Here is a 16,879-nt window from a genome sequence, read left to right as displayed (position 1 = left end):
CGTAACATCGCGGTCATGGAGCAGCGTGTATTGGGCAGGACGGGCCGCAAGGTGTCCGTCGTAGGACTCGGGACCTGGCAGCTGGGAGCCGACTGGGGCGATGTGCGGGAGGAGGACGCCCTCGCCGTGCTGGACGCGGCGGTCGAGGCGGGCGTCACCTTCTTCGACACCGCGGACGTGTACGGCGACGGGCGGAGCGAGCAGCTGATCGGCCGCTATCTGCGGGACCGGCCGGACGCGGGGATATTTGTCGCCACGAAGATGGGCCGCCGCCTGGAGCAGATGGCCGAGAATTACGTACTCGACAACTTCCGGGCCTGGAACGACCGCTCCCGGGCCAATCTCGGCGTTGACACCCTGGACCTGGTGCAGCTGCACTGCCCGCCCACGGCCGTCTACTCGTCGGACGCCGTCTACGACGCGCTCGACACCCTGGTCGAGGAGCAGCGCATCGCCGCGTACGCCGTCAGCGTCGAGACCTGCGAGGAGGCGCTGACCGCGATCGCCCGGCCGGGCACGGCGAGCGTCCAGATCATCCTCAACCCCTTCCGGCTCAAGCCGTTGGAGGCCGTCCTCCCCGCCGCCGCCGAGGCGGGCGTCGGGATCATCGCGCGCGTGCCGCTCGCCTCCGGACTGCTGTCGGGCAAGTACACCAAGGACACCGTCTTCCCGGCCGACGACCACCGCACCTACAACCGGCACGGCGAGTCCTTCGACCAGGGCGAGACCTTCTCCGGCGTCGACTTCGCGACCGGCCTGGAGGCCGCCGCCGAATTCGCCGCCCTGGCCCCGGAGGGCGCCACCCCGGCCCAGACCGCTCTGCGCTGGATCATCCAGCAGCCCGGCGTCACCTCCGTCATCCCCGGCGCCCGCTCCGTCGACCAGGCCCGCGCCAACGCCGCAGCCGCCGCCCTGGCGCCGCTGCCGCAGGCCACGCTCGACGCCGTCACCGACCTGTACGACCGGCAGATCCGGGCCCAGGTCCACGGCCGCTGGTAGCCGGGTGCTTGCGTACACCCCCGCGGGGCGGGGGTGTACGCAGAGTGCGAGTCCGCGCAGGCGTGCGCACCTCGGGCGTCATCCGAGATCGGCTGGTGAGTTTCTTCACCTCGCCCCACTGGCAAATGCGCCGGGACACCGAATGCGCGCGTGCACCTTGGAACGGCGGGGCTGGCGGTGTAGGTGCGAGCCCGTCGCCAGCCCCGCACCGCCAGCACGACGCGGAGCGCAAAGCGATGAAGCCTCCCGTCTATGGGTCCCTGCGGGTGCTGGTCCTTCCCGACGTGGCCTAGCCACCGACAGGAGAAGCCCCCCGGATTTATCCGGGGGGAGGAGTCACGCAGTTCGAGCACCTTGCGGGCCGGGAGCCCGGCCGGCTGGTGCAGCCCGTCCACATTCTGCGTGATGACGCGGACCGGGACGCCCGTGCGTTCCAGGCGGGCGACGGCGTGGTGTGCGCCGTTCGGACGCGCCAGGTCTCGCTGTCCCGGCGCATCAGCCACGCCCGGCGGCGGATCTCGGGGTCCTCCATGTAGTTGTCGTAGGTGACGAGCTTCTCGGCCTCCGGGTCGCGCCGCCACAGTCCGTTGGGGCCCCGGTAGTCGGGGATGCCCGAGTCCGTCGAGATACCGGCCCCGCTCAGGATCGCCACCAGCGGCTTGCGGTTGCTGCTCATGCGGCGAGAGTACGCAGCGGTCCGGGCGGCGGTCGACCGCGTTTCCGTGGGAAATGGCGATGCGGTTTGTCAGGGGCGGGAACTACGGTCGGCGGCATGACAGATATCCGTGTGCTCGATCGGCGGGCCTTGGCGGCCGCCGAGGAGATTGTCCGGAAGATCGACGGCAGTCGGCCGGACCGGCCCACGCCGTGCTCGGAGTGGACGCTGGCGCAGTTGCTGGCGCACATGGTCGGGCAGAACCACGGGTTCGCGGCGGCGGCGCGAGGTGCGGGGAAGGACCTGGCGGTGTGGGCGGACCGGCCGGTGGGGGAGGAACCGGCCGAGGCCTTCGCGGCGTCGGCGGCGGAAGTGACGGCGGCCTTCGGGGAGGAAGGCGCGCTGGAGCGGGGATTCTGCCTGCCGGAGATCCGGGACGGGGGGCCGTTTCCGGCGCGGACGGCGATCGGTTTCCACTTCGTGGACACCGTGGTGCACGGCTGGGACGTGGCGCGGTCGATCGGCGTCGAGGCGGAGTTCGACGCCGATGTGCTGGCGGCCGTGCTGCCCATCGCGGAGGCAGTGCCCGGCGGGGCGGCGCGGGAGCGGAAGGGCAGCGCCTTCCGGCACGGGGTGCCGGCGGGCGAGGGCGCCGGGCTGCTCGACCGGATCCTCGCCCTGCTCGGCCGGGATCCGGGCTGGACAGCGAGTTGAAGGCTGGGCGGCGGGCTACTCGGCCTGACCGTCGATCTCGATCGTCAGCGCTTCGTGCGCGAAGCAGACGTAGCCCGCGATCTTGACAGCCTCTGCCAGAGGGGTGGGATAGGACCAGGCGACATCGGCCGTGCCGTCGAGGGACCAGTACTCCGTGGTGCCCTTGTAGGGGCAGACCGACGTGGTAGCGCTGGGCTTCAGCGCCTCCAGACGCACATCGGCGCGCGGGAGGTAGTAGCGGTTCGGCAGCCCGGTCTCGGACAGCAGCAGCGGGCTGCCGGTCTCCGCGAGCACCTCGCCGTCGGCCGTGAGGACGCGGACCTGGCGGCTGGTCCGGAGCACATCCACGCGGTGATACGGGTCGCGGAGATGCCCCAGCACCTCCTCGTCCTCGTCGAGCCACTGGTCCATCGCCTCCCAGTACACGGACTTGTACCCACGCAGCCAGGAGGCCGGCTCCAGGGGCTCCGGGTACGCCCACACCGCGTTCTCCGCCGTGCGGTCCCCGGCGCGTGCGGACCAGTACGAGGCCGTGCCCTTGAAAGGGCAGTACGTGGTGTGGCCGGTCGCCTCCAGCAGGTCGGCGCGGAGATCCTCGTCCGGGACGTAGAGCCGGGGAAGCAGGCCGGTCTCGTGGAGGAGGACGCCACGACGGGTGTCCAGCAGCGTCTCACCGGCGAACACCGCGCGCACCCGGCGCGGGAAATCGTGCATGAGCAGGCGGTGCTGGGGGCCGTGGATCTCGTAGTTGACGGTCTTCGGCGGTTTGCCGGACAGCGGTCCATGGGAAAGCGTCAGCGTCATTCCTCCACGCTACGTCTTACTTCCGCGACGAGTGCCGCCGTTGCCTCGACAGCGGCGGGAGGATCGCCGAGCCCGCTGAGGACCGCCTGCGCGCGGTCGCGGAAGCCCGCAGGGGTGTCCGGGAGACCGGCGGCGGCCGCCAGGGCGCCCTTCTCGTTGAGGCACCAGACGCGATGGTGGGCCAGGATGGCCTGTACGAGGATGCCGATGGCCCGCGACAGGCACAGTGCGACATGCAGCAGGTCGCCGCCGGCCGCGGACTTGCGGGCGGCCCCGACCGTGAAGTCCGCCTCCCACGCGGCATCGGTCAGCGCCCGGCGCAGCGGCTCCGGGTAGTGCCGGGTCTGCTGCTGGAGCGCGGCCAACTCCCCGGCGGGGTCTGCCAGCATCCGCCCGAGCGCCACCTCGCCCGCGTAGCACGGCGACCAGAAGCCGAGCGGATGCCCGGGCTGGATGCCCACCTCGTACCGCCCGGCCAGGCAGTCGGCCCACACCCGCTCGACGCGGTCCAGGTCCCGCAGGATCCAGTCGACACGCGCGCCGCCGACGGTCAGCCACGCTCCGCCGTTCACCCACGGCCCCCACCCGCCGGGCCCCGCGACCTCGACCGGCGCGCCGGTCGCATCGGCGGCCAGCCGCTTCAACGCCGCCACGTCGGGCTCGCCCCGGTAGTACACGCCGAGGTCCCAGTCGGAGTCGGGCCGGTGTGTGCCGCGCGCCCGGCTGCCGCCGAGCATCACACCGACGACGCCGGGAACGCGGGTGAGCCGTTCGGCCATCGCCTCGACACCGGTCATGGGTCCCTCCGTAAGTCCCCGAGCACGAGCGCGACAGCGGGGTCGAACTCGTCGAGCTTCCTGCCGAGCCCGTCGGCGGTGGCGATCCGGTACATCGGCGCGCGGATCGCTCATGGCCCGCGATCGTATGCGTCATCCTCCGCCCGGGCAGCTGATTTTCCGTGGGCCGGCCGATGGCTACGCCCTGCGGGCATGGGGGGACCCCCGGCCACCGGCCCGCACATGGCAACCGAAGCCCGGGGCAGCCCTGGTTGTCAGGGCTGTGGCGGCCGGCTGTCCTCCAGCTCCGCGGGCCCGGTGCCGGCCGCGAGCGCGGCGAGGCCGGCGCGGATGCGGCGGTGCATGTCGTCGGAGACGAACTCCCCGGCCTCGTCGACGGGGACCAGCCGCCAGGCGGACAGCTCTTCGGCCTGGAGCCGGATCGCGGCCTGCGCGGCCTCGTCGAGCACTCCGCCGTCGTAGAGGTAGACGACCAGCGGCGGCCGCGTCGGGGCGCGCAGCCAGTCGATGGCGATCAGCGCCCCGGGCGGGAGGTCCAGCCCGATCTCTTCCAGCGTTTCCCGGCGGGCGGCCTGACGCGGAGTCTCACCGTCGGCGGACTCGATGGTGCCACCGGGCAGGATCCACTTCCCGTCCTCCTTGTAGGTCGTCTCGACGATGAGGATCCGGCCCTCGGCGTCACGGAAGAGGACGCTCGCTCCGGCGAGGATCTTCGGGAGTCCAGCGATGTACGCGGCATAGTCCAAGGTCACGCCTCTCAACCTACCGCCGGGGCGGAAACCACGAACCGCCGTGGGGGTGGGTCCGGGGCGCCGGCGGACTGTCGGGGTCAGCCGGTGGCCAGCCGCACCGTACGCTCCGCGAGGTCGCTGATCCGGGCACCGTCGAAGCCGAAGACGGCGCTGCGCACCCGGTCCTCCAGCGGCGCCGTCCACTGGGGCGGAATCTCCGCCGCCCCGCACAGCACGCCCGCGACCGAGCCGGCCGTCGCACCGCTGGAATCGGTGTCCAGGCCGCCCCGGACGGTCAGGGCGATGGTGGCCGTGAAATCCCCCTCGCCGTAGAGCAGACCGGCGGTGATGATCGCGGCGTTGGGGATGGTGTGGACCCAGTGCAGCCCGCTCGTCTCCTTGTCGACCTCCGCCAACGCCTCCTCCCAGGGGACCTCTGCCTCGTACAGCGCGATCGTGCGCCGGACAGTGCGCGCCAGCCGGCTGCTCTGCGGGATTTCCGCGAGCCCCGCCTCCAGCGCCGCCCGCGCGCTGGTCGCGCTGAAGGCCGCCGCGATCACGGCCGCCGCCCACATCGCTCCGTACACGCCGTTCCCGGTATGGGACAGCACGGCGTCGCGCCGGGCCAGGGAGGCGGCCCGCTGCGGGTCGTCGGGGGAGGTCCAGCCGTGGATGTCGGCCCGGATGAGGGCGCCGATCCAGTCCTGGTACGGATTGCGGACGGTCGCGGTGACCGGTGGTTTGAGGCCGTTGGCGAGATTCCGGTACGCGGCCCGCTCGGCGGTGAAGGTCTGGGCGTACGGGAGACGGAGCAGCCACAGCTCGCCGACCTGCTCGGTGGTGAAGCCCGAGCCGTGCGTCTCCAGCAGATCGAGGCCGAGGATGGCGTAGTCGATGTCGTCGTCGCGGGCGCTGCCGTGGATATTGCCGCGGGTGCAATCCGGCCAATCGTGGTGAAGCACGAAGTCCGCGGGGTCGGGAGGCGGGTCGAGGGCCGGGATGTAGTCCGTGAGCGGCAGCGCGTCCGCCAGCCGCAGATACCGGTCGATCCGGTCGCGGGTCCAGTGGTCCCCGCTCTCTATGGGTTTGCCGAGCATGTTGCCGGCGATCCGGCCGAGCCACCCGCCGAGGATCCGGTCATGGAGTTCTGTGCTTTCCGCGCTGTCCACCGTCATGGTTCCGGTCTACCGGAACCCGTCGCATTGTGTGCGAGACCGGATCGGATAGGGTCCGAGCGGCGCGACATTCCGTACCGGATAGGGAGTGCAACGTGCGTGTGCTGATCGCCGCGGACAAGTTCAAGGGTTCACTCACTGCTGTGCAGGTCGCCGAGCGGGTCGAGGCGGGGCTGCGGCGGGCCGCGCCCTGGGCGGTCGTGGAGTCCGTGCCGGTGGCCGACGGAGGCGACGGGACCGTGGACGCGGCGGTCGCCGCCGGCTTCGACCGGCGCGAGGCGGTGGTTGCCGGGCCGCTGGGCGACAAGGTCACGGCCTCGTACGCGCTCCGCGGCGACACGGCCGTCATCGAGATGGCCGAGGCGTCCGGGCTACGGCACCTCCCCCGGGGGTACTTCGCCCCGCTGACCGCGACGACCCACGGCACCGGAGAGCTGTTGCGCGCCGCGCTGGACGCGGGGGCGCGCAACATCGTGCTCGGCGTCGGCGGCAGCGCCACGAACGACGGCGGAGCCGGAATGCTCGTCGCGCTCGGCGCGCGGCTGCTGGATTCCGACGGAGTGCCGGTGGGTCCCGGCGGCGGCGCCCTGGCCGCGCTGGCCACGGCGGATCTGTCCGGCCTCGACCCCCGGCTCGCCGATACGGACGTCGTGCTCGCCAGCGATGTCGACAATCCGCTGCTCGGCCCGAAGGGCGCCGCCGCGGTCTACGGTCCGCAGAAGGGCGCCACCCCCTCCGACGTCGCTGCCCTCGACGCTGCCCTCCGCCATTACGCCGAGCTGCTCGGCCCCCGCGCCGCCGACGCCCCCGGCGCGGGCGCGGCCGGCGGGGTCGGCTATGCCGCGCTCGTCGGGCTCGGCGCGTCCTTCCGCCCCGGGGTCGAGGTCCTCCTGGACATGCTCGGCTTCGCCGAGGCCCTGGACCGCGCCGACCTCGTCATCACTGGCGAGGGGTCCCTCGATGAGCAGACCCTCCACGGCAAGGCCCCGGCGGGCGTCGCGCAGGCCGCCCGCGCCCGTGGTCTCGACGTCGTCGCCGTCTGCGGCCGCCTCACGCTGGCTCCGGGAGCGCTCGGCGCCGCGGGGATCCGCCGCGCGTACGCTCTCATCGAGCTGGAGCCGGACCTGGCGCGGTGCATCGCAGACGCCGGGCCCCTGCTGGAGCGCGTCGCCGAGCAGCTGGCTGCCGATTTCCTCGTCCGCCAGTAGGGCTCCGTCAGGTTCGGGCTCGCTCTTGCCGGTCCGGTCGGCGAAAGCGAGCCCAGCCGTCTCCGGCCTGCGGCGCCCTGATCGTCGTCAGGGGAATGACACCACTGTCGAGGGTGTCGTCGAAGTGCCCGAGGTGGGCGAGCCGATGGCGTTGATGACGTGGTCGTATTGCCCCATGCCGCCGAGCGAGATGACCAGCAGGTCATGGAACTTCACACCCGCGACCGCGGGCGCGGCGAATCCCTGCCCCTGGTGGATGGTCGGGTCGACGTTGTAGTAGCAGTAGCTGCCCAGGCCCCAGGCCTCGTGCGTGGTCACGGTGTCGGCGACCTTGTAGGCGGCGTAGCCGAGGGTGCTGCCATTCTGGATCGCGGCCTGGTTGGGGGCGTCGTACGCCTTCTCGTTCTGGAAGAAGATGGTGCGGCCGCGCTGGCCGTTCCATTGGACGTCGTATTTGTTGAAGTGCTCGACGAACAGGCCGGTCACCAGGACGTCTGCGCCGTTGACGACGAGGCCGTAGTCGGCGCGGTTGGTGTCCCAGCCCACGCCGGTTCCGTGGTCCGCGCGCCAGAGCCAGGTGTGGTCGATGATCGTGTGACGGTTGTTGATGACCATGCTGGTGGTTGCCTTGCCGGCGCCCGCGCCGCCGATCCGGACGAACACATCCTGCACAGTGGTCGGGTTGGCGGAGTGGTCCGTGGACGTGCCCAGCGGCCCGACCTCCAGAAGGGTGGTGGAGTTGACGGTTCCCGCGTCGATCAGGAAGCCGGCGAGCCGCACCCCGTCGACGTCGGAGACCTTCATCGCCGTCACTCCGTTGTCCGGCACCAGCGTGGCGAAGCCGAGGCCGAGGACCACCGTGTTCGCGCGCTGGACCAGGATGGGCTGGTCGAGATGGTAGATGCCGGGCGTGAGAAGGAGGTGGAGACCCTGGGTGAGCGCCGCGTTGAGGGTGTCCGCGGTGACGCCGGGCTTGGCGACGTAGAACTGGGTGAGTGCGAGCGAGGTGCCCCTGGGCGTGCCGCTTCCCCAGGTGACGCCGCTCGCGTTGGTGCGCAACTCGGGCAGGAAGACCCGGTACTCGGTGCCGTTCAGATAGAGGAACGGCTTCTCGCGGGAGAAGGGGGTGGTGGCCAGCGTGGTGTACGGCGGCGTCGGGAAGCTCTGCGCGGGCGCGCCCTGCACCCCGGAGAAGACCATGTTCCAGACGGCGTTGAGCCAGCCGCCGACTGAGCTGTCGCGGGTGTACCACTGCTGCTGGGAGTACGGTCCGACCGTGCCGTCGATCTTGCTGTCGGCGATGTAGCCGCCGCTGGCCCAGCCGTAGCCGGTCGGCGACAGATTGAGACCGCCCTTGACGTGCATACGGCGAAACGGTGCCGCCTGGGCGACCGCCCACCGGTCGGTGCCGCTGACCGGGTTGAGCGCCAGGTTCTCGGCTGAGCGCCAGAAGTTCTGGGTGGCGTTGCCGTTGAACCAGCCTGCGTCCACCGTCACATCACCGTTGATGGTGGTGTCGTCGGGCGAGAGCCCGAGACCCGAGATCGAGGTATAGAACCCGATCTGCGCGTTGATGCTGTTGTAGGTGCCGGGCTTGAACAGAAACTGGTAGCGGCCGGTGCCGAACTGCGCCGACTGCTGCTGCTGGAAGATCGCGTCCAGCTGGGCCTGAATCCCGGCCGTGGACGGATCGAAGACTATGACGTTCGGGCCGAGATCGCCGCCGCCGGGCAAGGCTGCGGCGCGGGGCTGGGCGGACGCGGGTGAGGACAGGGCGAGCAAGCTGGGCGCGGACGCTGCCGCTGCCACGGCGCCGAGAACCGTACGGCGTGTGGGGGATGCAGGCATGGCGGCTCTCCTTGTTCAGGATGTGAACGATAGAGGTGGTGGGGGAGCGCTCTCTCACTCAGGCATGTTCATGGCATGTGAACAGTGCGTCAATAGAGATGGCGAGTTCCGCTTCGCCCACCCGGCCAACCAGCCCTTGAATGGCCCCATATGGGGTGCTTTCCCGGTGCTCTCTGCCCGTCTCCCGGTGTGAGGGTTTGTATTACAAGCGTCAATTCCTATGGACGGTTCTGGGAGAGCGCTCTCTCACTGTGGTGTCCTTGGGTTCAGGTGTGATCGTCGCTGAGCACTCCCGTGACGAGGTCGAGGAAACGGTCGAAGTCCAGCGCGGAGACGGCCCGGATGGTGGGCAGGTCCTCCCGGCCGTGATGCGCCCGGCGCTCCACGACCGTCATGCCGCGGGTGAGTTCGCCGCGCCGCTCGACGTCGCAGCGCAGCTCGACGGACTCCACGAGCGTCGGGTCGATCCGCCGAGCCCGAACCCTACGAGCTGACGAAGCTCCTCTCGCCGGAGGAGGTGGCCACCAAGCGGGTCCACCTCAAGCGGCTGCATGTCGTTGACCACCGGGCCATCGGGATCACCGACTCCTGGGTCGCCCACGCCCTGGTCCCCAGGCTCTCCCGCCGCACCCTCATCGACGGCTCCCTGTCCCGTACCCTCCAGGAGGTGTACGGCCTGGTCCCCGGCGACACCAACAACTACCTGGAAGTCGGCGCCGCCGGCTCCAGTGAGGCGCGGCTGCTGAACGCCACTCTCGACGCGCCGCTGTTCGTCGTGTGGTCGGTGGCGCACCTGGCCGACGGCCGCCTGCTGGAGACGACCAGGACCGTCTGGCTCGGCAGCCGAGTGCGCTTCCACTACACGGACTGACCTTTCCCGGTCCGGGCCGCGTCCTGAGCCGGGAACTCATCCGTGGAGCGGCGGACACTGCTGCTGATCGGGCACCAGGCCGGGGTGCGGGACCTCGTGCTGTCGCTGGCGGGCGATGTGGACGGCGATGCACCGGCAGGGGCGCGGACGAAGTTCCCGACGTCGGCGATCGCGGCGCTCGTGTCGCGGACGGCGTGGGGCCGGCTCGTCCCCGGCAGTGCCGCGCTCACCGACTCCGCCGTCCCGCGCGGCCAGGTCGGCGGCATCGTCCGCGCTCCGATGAGGTCCGTTCCCGGGACGCGGGAGTGACACTTGGAGGTGGGTCAATATCGTGCTGGGCCGGTTCCGCGGAGCGCAGGTGGCGATGGACTGCCCGGATGGACCTCCGGTGCCCAGCTGGTGGGAGATGACGATGAACGGCTCGCTCCCGTTCGGCCATGTGTTCGGGGTGCCGTTGCGCATGCACTGGAGCGTGCCAGTGCTGGCGGTCCTGCTCGGGTACGGTCTGGGCCGCCAGACCCTTCCCGCGTGGACACCGGGCCAGTCGGCCGCCGTGTACACCGCCGCGAGCGCCGTAGGAGCAGTGCTACTCATGGCGAGCGTGCTGCTGCACGAGGTGGCGCACGCGGCCATGGCCCGCAGGAAGAACCTCTCGGTGCAGGACGTGACGCTCTGGGCCATGGGCGGAATGACCAGGATGGGGCGGCCGAAGACCGCTCCGGTGGCCCTTGAGGTCGCGGCCAGCGGGCCGCTCACCAGCCTGGCCCTCGGGGGCGCCGCGCTCGGCGCGGGGATCGGTGTGCGTGTGGTGACCGGTTGGGGGGTGATCGCGGCGGTCCTGGTGTGGCTCGGCTGGGCGAACATCTTCCTCGGCCTGTTCAACCTGCTGCCCGCCGTGCCGCTGGACGGCGGACGCGTAGTGCAGGCACTGCTGTGGTGGCGCACCGGGGACCGGGACCGGGCCGAGCGGGCCGCCGACCGCAGCGGGCAGGTCATCGGCATGCTGCTGATGGCCGTCGGCTGGGTCGCGTTCCTGCGTGGGGCCCCCGGCGGACTGTGGCTCACCCTCGTCGGCTTCTTCATCACGATGACCGCCGGTGCGGAACGGCAGCGCTCCAGGCTCCATGCCGCCCTGCGCGGTCTGCGGGTGACCGAGGCCATGTCCAGCCCGGTGACTACGGGCGCCGACTGGCTGACCGTGGAGCGCTTCATCGACGAGGTGGCGGTCCACGCCCATCATTCGGCTCTGCCGCTGCTCGACTTCGACGGCCGGCCCAGTGGAATCGTGACCATGCGCCAGCTCGCCGCGGTACCGGGCCTGCGCCGGGAATCCGTGCGCGTGCGTGAGGTGGCGACCCCGCTGCCGCAGTGCACGGTCGCCGCTCCGAACGATCTTCTCGACGACACTCTTGACCGGCTCCGCCCAGGATCCGGAATGCGGATCCTGGTCCTGGGCGACGGACGGCTGGAAGGAATCGTCACCACGCATGACATCTCCCGGCTTGTCCAGCAGCACACGCTGGACAGCAAGGCGCTCCGCTGATCCAGGTCCGCCCACCCGAGGCGGGCACCTTGCGGTGCCGGCTAGGGGTGGGCGGCCGGGAAAAACCTATGGAAGCTGCGCGGCACGCGCTTCGCGTCGGTTGTTGCGGATCGTGTTGACCCGCCGCGTCGTCGCGAAGAGCGGAATGAGCAGCGCCGCGAGAACCTGGAGCGCGGCTCCGGTCTGGAGCAGCCGGTGCCCGCCGGGCACATCGAACGCCCAGGCCGCCAGGCATGCCATGCTGATGACGATCCACGACAGAGTCATCACCGCGAGGCGGCCACGGGGCTTGGGGTACTCGACCCGGCTTACCATGAGCCAGGCGACGCCGACGATCGCCACCACGGTGGGGACGAACGGCAGCTCAAGCAGCACCACGGAGATGACGGTCATGGCCCCGAAGGGACTGGGCATGCCCTGGAAGACCCCGCCGGGTACTTCGGTGCAGGAGAACCTCGCCAGCCTGAGCACGACGGCGAGCAGCACCACGACCGCCGCGACGGCCGAGACCTTGCCGTAGGCGTCGTCGGCGACCAGGCCCCAGACGACGACGAAGTAGGCGGGGGCGAGGCCGAAGCTGATCAGGTCGGAGAGATTGTCCAGCTCGGCACCCATCGCGGAGCTGCGCAGCTTTCGTGCGACGAGCCCGTCGAAGAGGTCGAAGACGGAGGCGAGCAGCATCAGCAGCACCGCTGTGGCGGCGCTGTGCCGCGACATGCCGCCGTCCGAGGTGCCCATGAGGTGCGGCACCAGAACACCGGTGGTGGTGAAGTACACCGCCATGAAGCCACAGATGGCGTTACCGAGAGTAAGGGTGTCCGCTATCGAAAGCCGGGTGGACAGTGGCATGTCCACATCGTCATCGGCGGCGGACTCCAGTTCGGCGGCCCAGGGGGCCGGTGTATCAGGATCAATCACGGTCAAGGCGAGTCACCCCAGCAGTGGTGGTCTGGCCGACCTCGACGGCAGACTCGATGCCTTCCGGGAGGTAGATGTCGACCCGGGAGCCGAACCGGATCAGCCCGATTCGCTCACCCTGCTCGATTTTAGTCCCCGCCGGGACGTAGGGGACGATACGCCGGGCCACGGCACCGGCGATCTGCACCATCTCGACGTTGCCGAGTTCGGTGTCGAAGTGCCAGACGACCCGCTCGTTGTTCTCGCTCTCCTTGTTGAACGCCGGGACGAACCCGCCGGGGATGTGCTCCACGGAGGTGACCGTGCCGGCGAGCGGGGCGCGGTTCACATGGACGTTCAGCGGGCTCATGAAGATCGCGACGCGGGTGCGCCCGTCCTTCCACGGCATGATGCTCTGCACCACACCGTCGGCCGGGGAGATGACGCGGCCCTGGGTGATCTCGCGCTCGGGGTCGCGGAAGAACCACAGCATGCCTGCCGCGAGAGCGGTGGTGGGTACGGCCACGGCCGCCCAGCGTCCGGAGCGCCGGGCGCGGGTGAGACTGACCGCTGCGGCGGCAACGGTCGGGAGGAGCCACGGCGACGCTCCGCGCGCGAGGCGGACCCGGCCGCGTTGTGCAGAGGAATGGCTGTGGGGCATGGAAGACCTTCGTAGCGGAGGGTGCCGCGAGAGTGGTTCTGGGGACGGCGGCTTTCCAGGAATGGTAGCGGTCGCAGGCGGTAACTGGGCAAGCTCGCAGGCGAGTAGGTGGCCGAACTGCGATGACCCGGTGTAGCCTCACCCTCCAGAAAACCGCCGCATATCAGACATTCACCCCTGGATCCGGTATTCTTCGAGGAGCCGCCGACCGATGATCATTTTCTGGATCTCGGCGGTTCCTTCGCCGATCAGGAGCATCGGGGCCTCGCGGTAGAGGCGCTCGATCTCATACTCCTTGGAGAAGCCATAGCCGCCGTGGATGCGGAAGGCGTCCTCCACGACCTCCTTGCAGTACTCTGCGGCCAGGTACTTCGCCATGCCCGCTTCAAGGTCGTTCCGCTGTCCGGAATCCTTTTTGCGTGCCGCGTTGATCATCATCTGGTGGGCGGCCTCCACCTTGGTGGCCATTTCGGCCAGCTTGAACTGGATCGCCTGGTGCTGGGCGATCGGCTTGCCGAAAGTGTGGCGCTGCTGCGCGTACGAGATGCCCAGTTCGAAGGCGCGGTGCGCGACACCGCAGCCGCGCGCGGCGACATTGACCCGGCCGACCTCGACGCCGTCCATCATTTGGTAGAACCCGCGACCGCTCTCGCCGCCCAGTACGCGATTTGACGGAATCCTCACGTCTTCCAGGATCAATTCGGTGGTGTCGACGCCCTTGTAGCCCATCTTGTCGATCTTTCCGGGCACGGTCAGGCCCGGGACCGTCGGATTCGGGCCGAAGCCCGGCTCCTTCTCGATGAGGAAGGTGGTCATCGACTTGTGGGGGGCGCTGCCCTCGGGCTGGCCCTCGTCGCTGCGGCACAGCACCGCGACCAGGTTGGCGGAACCGCCGTTGGTCAGCCACATCTTCTGGCCGTTGATGACGTAGAAGTCGCCGTCCCGCTCCGCCTTGGTGCGGATCGCGGATACGTCCGAGCCCAGTCCCGGCTCGGACATGGAGAAGGCGCCGCGCACCTCACCCGTCGCCATGCGGGGCAGGAAATAGTCCTTCTGCTCCTGGGTGCCGTGCTGCTTGATCATATAAGCGACGATGAAGTGGGTGTTGATGATGCCGGAGACGCTCATCCAGCCGCGGGCGATCTCCTCCACCGTCAGGGCGTATGTGAGAAGCGACTCGCCGATGCCCCCGTACTCCTCCGGAATCATCAGGCCGAAGATGCCGAGTTTCTTGAGGCCTTCGACGATTTCGGTCGGATATTCGTCCTTGTGTTCCAGCTCGGTCGCGACCGGCAGGATCTCTTTGTCGACGAAGCTACGGACAGTGGAGAGGATCTCCTGCTGGATCTCGGTCAGCCCGTCGGTCTGGGCGAGACGGCTCATTTCCGGTATCTCCTAGGCGTTGAGCTCGGGGCGGCCGGGCTGTTCGCCGCCGCGCTCCTTGATGTAGGTGGCGGTGGGCACCATCACGCTGCGGCGGAAGACGCACACCATGGTGCCGTCCTGCTTGTAGCCCTTGGTCTCGACATGGACGATGCCGCGGTCATCCTTGGATTTGGACGGCCGCTTGTCGAGGACCGTGGTCTCGCCGTAGATGGTGTCGCCGTGGAAGGTCGGCGCCACATGCCTCAGCGACTCGACCTCCAGATTGGCGATCGCCTTGCCCGACACATCCGGAACGGACATGCCCAGCAGCAGTGAGTAGATGTAGTTGCCCACGACGACATTCCTGCCGAAGTCCGTCGTGTTCTCGGCGAAGTTCGCGTCCATATGGAGCGGGTGGTGGTTCATGGTGAGCAGGCAGAAGAGGTGGTCGTCGTACTCGGTGACCGTTTTTCCGGGCCAGTGCTTGTAGACCGCGCCGATCTCGAACTCTTCGTATGTGCGTCCGAACTGCATCTGTGTCATGCCTCCAACTTGTTCGCCCGGCGGATCTCCTCGACGATACGGCCGATGATCCCGGTGATGCCGAAATCCTTCGGGGTGAAGACGGCGGCCACCCCCGCTTCCAGCAGGGCGGCAGCGTCGGCGGGCGGGATGATCCCGCCCGCGATCACCGGTACGTCGTCCACACCCGCCCGGCGCAGCCGGGTCAGGACATCGGGGACCAGCGCGGCGTGCGAGCCGGAGAGGATCGACAGGCCCACACAGTGCACGTCCTCGGCGACGGCCGCCGCGACGATCTGCTCCGGGGTGAGCCGGATGCCCTGGTAGACCACCTCGAAGCCCGCGTCGCGCGCTCGTACCGCGATCTGCTCGGCACCATTGGAGTGACCGTCCAGGCCGGGCTTGCCGACCAGGAGGCGGAGCTTGCCGACGCCCAGTTCCTTGGCGGTGTCCGCGACCATGCGGCGGACCTCGGCCAGCGGGGTGCCCGGCGCGGCGGTCACCGCGACGGGGGCGCTGCTCACGCCCGTAGGGGCGCGGAACTCACCGAAGACGTCGCGCAGGGCGAAGGACCACTCGCCGGTGGTGACGCCGGCGCGGGCGCACTCCAGGGTGGGCCCGAAGAGATTGGCGTCGCCCGTGGCGGCGGACTTCAGGGCGGCGATGGCCAGCTGGGCGCGGGGCTCGTCGCGCCCGGCGCGCCATTCGCCGAGCGCGGCGACCACACGGGCCTCGCCGGCCGGGTCGACGGTCATGATGGCGCCGTCGAGATCGGCGGTGAGCGGGCTGGGCTCGGTGGACTCGTAGGAGTTGACGCCGACGACCTTCTCCTCGCCCGACTCGATCCGCGCCCGGCGCTCGGCGTGCGAGGAGACCAGCTGCGACTTGAGGTAGCCGGACTCGACGGCGGGGATCGCGCCCCCCATCTCCTGGACCCGGTCGATCTCGGCGGTGGCCGTCTTGACGATCTCGTCGACCTTGGCCTCGATGACGCGCGAGCCCTCGAAGATGTCCTCGTACTCCAGCAGGTCGCTCTCGTGGGCGAGGACCTGCTGGATCCGCAGGCTCCACTGCTGGTCCCAGGGGCGGGGGAGGCCGAGTGCCTCGTTCCAGGCGGGGAGCTGTACGGCGCGGGCGCGGGCGTCCTTGGAGAGGGTGACGGCCAGCATCTCCAGGACGATGCGCTGGACGTTGTTCTCCGGCTGGGCTTCGGTGAGGCCGAGGGAGTTCACCTGGACGCCGTAGCGGAAGCGGCGCTGCTTGGGGTCCTCGATGCCGTAGCGCTCGCGGGTGATGGTGTCCCACATGCGGTTGAAGGCCCGCATCTTGCACATTTCCTCGATGAAGCGGACACCCGCGTTGACGAAGAAGGAGATCCGGCCGACGACCTCGCCCATCCGCTCCTGGGGCACCTGGCCGGAGTCCCGTACGGCGTCCAGGACCGCGATGGCGGTGGACATCGCGTACGCGATCTCCTGGACGGGCGTTGCCCCGGCCTCCTGCAGGTGGTAGCTGCAGATGTTGATCGGGTTCCACTTGGGGATGTGCTCGACCGTGTACGCGATCATGTCGGTCGTCAGCCGGAGGCTCGGCCCGGGCGGGAAGACATGCGTCCCGCGCGAGAGGTACTCCTTGATGATGTCGTTCTGGGTGGTGCCCTGGAGCTTGGCGAGGCTCGCGCCGTGTTCCTCGGCGACCACCTGATAGAGCGCCAGCAGCCACATGGCGGTGGCGTTGATGGTCATCGAGGTGTTCATCGCCTCCAGGGGGATGTCCTGGAAGAGCCGGCGCATGTCGCCGAGGTGGGACACCGGGACCCCGACCCGGCCGACCTCACCGCGGGCGAGGATGTGGTCGGGGTCGTAGCCGGTCTGGGTCGGGAGGTCGAACGCGACCGAAAGGCCGGTCTGGCCCTTGGCGAGGTTGCGCCGGTAGAGCTCGTTGGACGCCTCGGCGGTGGAGTGCCCGGCGTAGGTCCGCATCAGCCATGGGCGGTCCCTTTTTTTGCGCTCCCTCTCCTCCGGGCGCTCCGACCCGGTGTTTGGCTCGCTCGCCGAGCCCAGGTCGTCAGGGTGAGTCATCGCGGCCG

General features: G+C 69.8%; 17 protein-coding genes and 1 pseudogene. 6 read left to right on the top strand and 12 right to left on the bottom strand.

Features of this window, described 5'->3' with window-relative positions; translation table 11 throughout:
• Positions 1–15: 15 nt before the first annotated feature.
• Positions 16–999 carry an aldo/keto reductase gene (locus tag FCI23_RS08170; protein ID WP_136722775.1) on the top strand — a complete coding sequence of 328 codons (984 nt, stop codon included), beginning with the start codon at positions 16–18 and terminating at the stop codon, positions 997–999.
• Between the two features lie 329 nt (positions 1,000–1,328).
• On the opposite strand, the pseudogene FCI23_RS08165 reads toward FCI23_RS08170, so the two are convergent.
• Positions 1,329–1,675: pseudogene (locus tag FCI23_RS08165) on the bottom strand (Sir2 family NAD-dependent protein deacetylase); the annotation flags it as partial.
• A 96-nt stretch (positions 1,676–1,771) separates the two neighbouring features.
• On the opposite strand from FCI23_RS08165, the gene FCI23_RS08160 reads away from it, so the two are divergent.
• The gene (locus tag FCI23_RS08160) at positions 1,772–2,368 is read left to right on the top strand and encodes a TIGR03086 family metal-binding protein (protein WP_136722774.1); all 597 of its coding nucleotides are present in this window, start codon (positions 1,772–1,774) and stop codon (positions 2,366–2,368) included.
• Positions 2,369–2,383: 15 nt separating this feature from the next.
• Here the strand turns inward: FCI23_RS08160 and FCI23_RS08155 are convergent, their stop codons facing one another.
• From FCI23_RS08155 to FCI23_RS08140, 4 genes are all read right to left on the bottom strand, one after another.
• The gene (locus tag FCI23_RS08155) at positions 2,384–3,172 is read right to left on the bottom strand and encodes a DUF427 domain-containing protein (protein ID WP_136722773.1); all 789 of its coding nucleotides are present in this window, start codon (positions 3,170–3,172) and stop codon (positions 2,384–2,386) included.
• Complete coding sequence (locus FCI23_RS08150; RefSeq protein WP_246143507.1) at positions 3,169–3,969, bottom strand: nucleotidyltransferase domain-containing protein; 801 nt, start codon at positions 3,967–3,969, stop codon at positions 3,169–3,171. The genes FCI23_RS08155 and FCI23_RS08150 overlap by 4 nt, the downstream gene beginning before the upstream one ends.
• 254 nt (positions 3,970–4,223) lie before the next feature.
• Positions 4,224–4,715, bottom strand: coding sequence for an NUDIX domain-containing protein (locus tag FCI23_RS08145; RefSeq protein ID WP_136722826.1), 492 nt, complete (start codon positions 4,713–4,715; stop codon positions 4,224–4,226).
• Between the two features lie 83 nt (positions 4,716–4,798).
• Positions 4,799–5,875 carry an ADP-ribosylglycohydrolase family protein gene (locus tag FCI23_RS08140; protein WP_136722772.1) on the bottom strand — a complete coding sequence of 359 codons (1,077 nt, stop codon included), beginning with the start codon at positions 5,873–5,875 and terminating at the stop codon, positions 4,799–4,801.
• Positions 5,876–5,976: 101 nt separating this feature from the next.
• Between FCI23_RS08140 and FCI23_RS08135 the strand changes: the two genes are divergently transcribed.
• The gene (locus FCI23_RS08135; protein ID WP_136722825.1) at positions 5,977–7,083 is read left to right on the top strand and encodes a glycerate kinase; all 1,107 of its coding nucleotides are present in this window, start codon (positions 5,977–5,979) and stop codon (positions 7,081–7,083) included.
• A gap of 87 nt (positions 7,084–7,170) precedes the next feature.
• Here FCI23_RS08135 and FCI23_RS08130 read toward each other — a convergent pair whose 3' ends face one another.
• Positions 7,171–8,931, bottom strand: coding sequence for a coagulation factor 5/8 type domain-containing protein (locus FCI23_RS08130; protein WP_136722771.1), 1,761 nt, complete (start codon positions 8,929–8,931; stop codon positions 7,171–7,173).
• A 266-nt stretch (positions 8,932–9,197) separates the two neighbouring features.
• Positions 9,198–9,383 (bottom strand): hypothetical protein, encoded by a 186-nt coding sequence (locus tag FCI23_RS08125; protein ID WP_136722770.1) that lies wholly within the window; start codon positions 9,381–9,383, stop codon positions 9,198–9,200.
• A gap of 65 nt (positions 9,384–9,448) precedes the next feature.
• On the opposite strand from FCI23_RS08125, the gene FCI23_RS08120 reads away from it, so the two are divergent.
• The 3 genes from FCI23_RS08120 (at position 9,449) to FCI23_RS08110 (ending at position 11,345) form a co-directional block, all read left to right on the top strand.
• The gene (locus FCI23_RS08120; protein ID WP_169316716.1) at positions 9,449–9,802 is read left to right on the top strand and encodes a UTRA domain-containing protein; all 354 of its coding nucleotides are present in this window, start codon (positions 9,449–9,451) and stop codon (positions 9,800–9,802) included.
• A 42-nt stretch (positions 9,803–9,844) separates the two neighbouring features.
• Positions 9,845–10,111 (top strand): hypothetical protein, encoded by a 267-nt coding sequence (locus FCI23_RS08115; protein ID WP_136722768.1) that lies wholly within the window; start codon positions 9,845–9,847, stop codon positions 10,109–10,111.
• Positions 10,112–10,214: 103 nt separating this feature from the next.
• Complete coding sequence (locus FCI23_RS08110) at positions 10,215–11,345, top strand: site-2 protease family protein (protein ID WP_136722767.1); 1,131 nt, start codon at positions 10,215–10,217, stop codon at positions 11,343–11,345.
• Positions 11,346–11,411: 66 nt separating this feature from the next.
• Here FCI23_RS08110 and pssA read toward each other — a convergent pair whose 3' ends face one another.
• The 5 genes from pssA to FCI23_RS08085 form a co-directional block, all read right to left on the bottom strand.
• On the bottom strand, positions 11,412–12,269 hold the full coding sequence (gene pssA, locus FCI23_RS08105) for a CDP-diacylglycerol--serine O-phosphatidyltransferase (RefSeq protein ID WP_136722766.1): 858 nt from the start codon (positions 12,267–12,269) through the stop codon (positions 11,412–11,414).
• Positions 12,256–12,903, bottom strand: coding sequence for a phosphatidylserine decarboxylase (locus tag FCI23_RS08100; protein ID WP_136722765.1), 648 nt, complete (start codon positions 12,901–12,903; stop codon positions 12,256–12,258). Before FCI23_RS08100 ends, pssA begins: the two co-directional genes overlap by 14 nt.
• 171 nt (positions 12,904–13,074) lie before the next feature.
• Entirely contained in the window at positions 13,075–14,286 is a 1,212-nt protein-coding gene (locus FCI23_RS08095; protein ID WP_136722764.1) for an acyl-CoA dehydrogenase family protein, read from the bottom strand.
• 12 nt (positions 14,287–14,298) lie between these two features.
• Positions 14,299–14,802 (bottom strand): MaoC family dehydratase, encoded by a 504-nt coding sequence (locus FCI23_RS08090; protein WP_136722824.1) that lies wholly within the window; start codon positions 14,800–14,802, stop codon positions 14,299–14,301.
• A gap of 5 nt (positions 14,803–14,807) precedes the next feature.
• The gene (locus tag FCI23_RS08085) at positions 14,808–16,871 is read right to left on the bottom strand and encodes a protein meaA (RefSeq protein WP_136722763.1); all 2,064 of its coding nucleotides are present in this window, start codon (positions 16,869–16,871) and stop codon (positions 14,808–14,810) included.
• Positions 16,872–16,879 lie beyond the last annotated feature (8 nt).

It is taken from the genome of Actinacidiphila oryziradicis (assembly GCF_005047355.1).
Classification (GTDB): domain Bacteria; phylum Actinomycetota; class Actinomycetes; order Streptomycetales; family Streptomycetaceae; genus Actinacidiphila; species Actinacidiphila oryziradicis.
The sequence above is the reverse complement of the archived record's forward strand: the minus strand, read 5'-3'. Positions and strand labels throughout refer to the sequence as shown.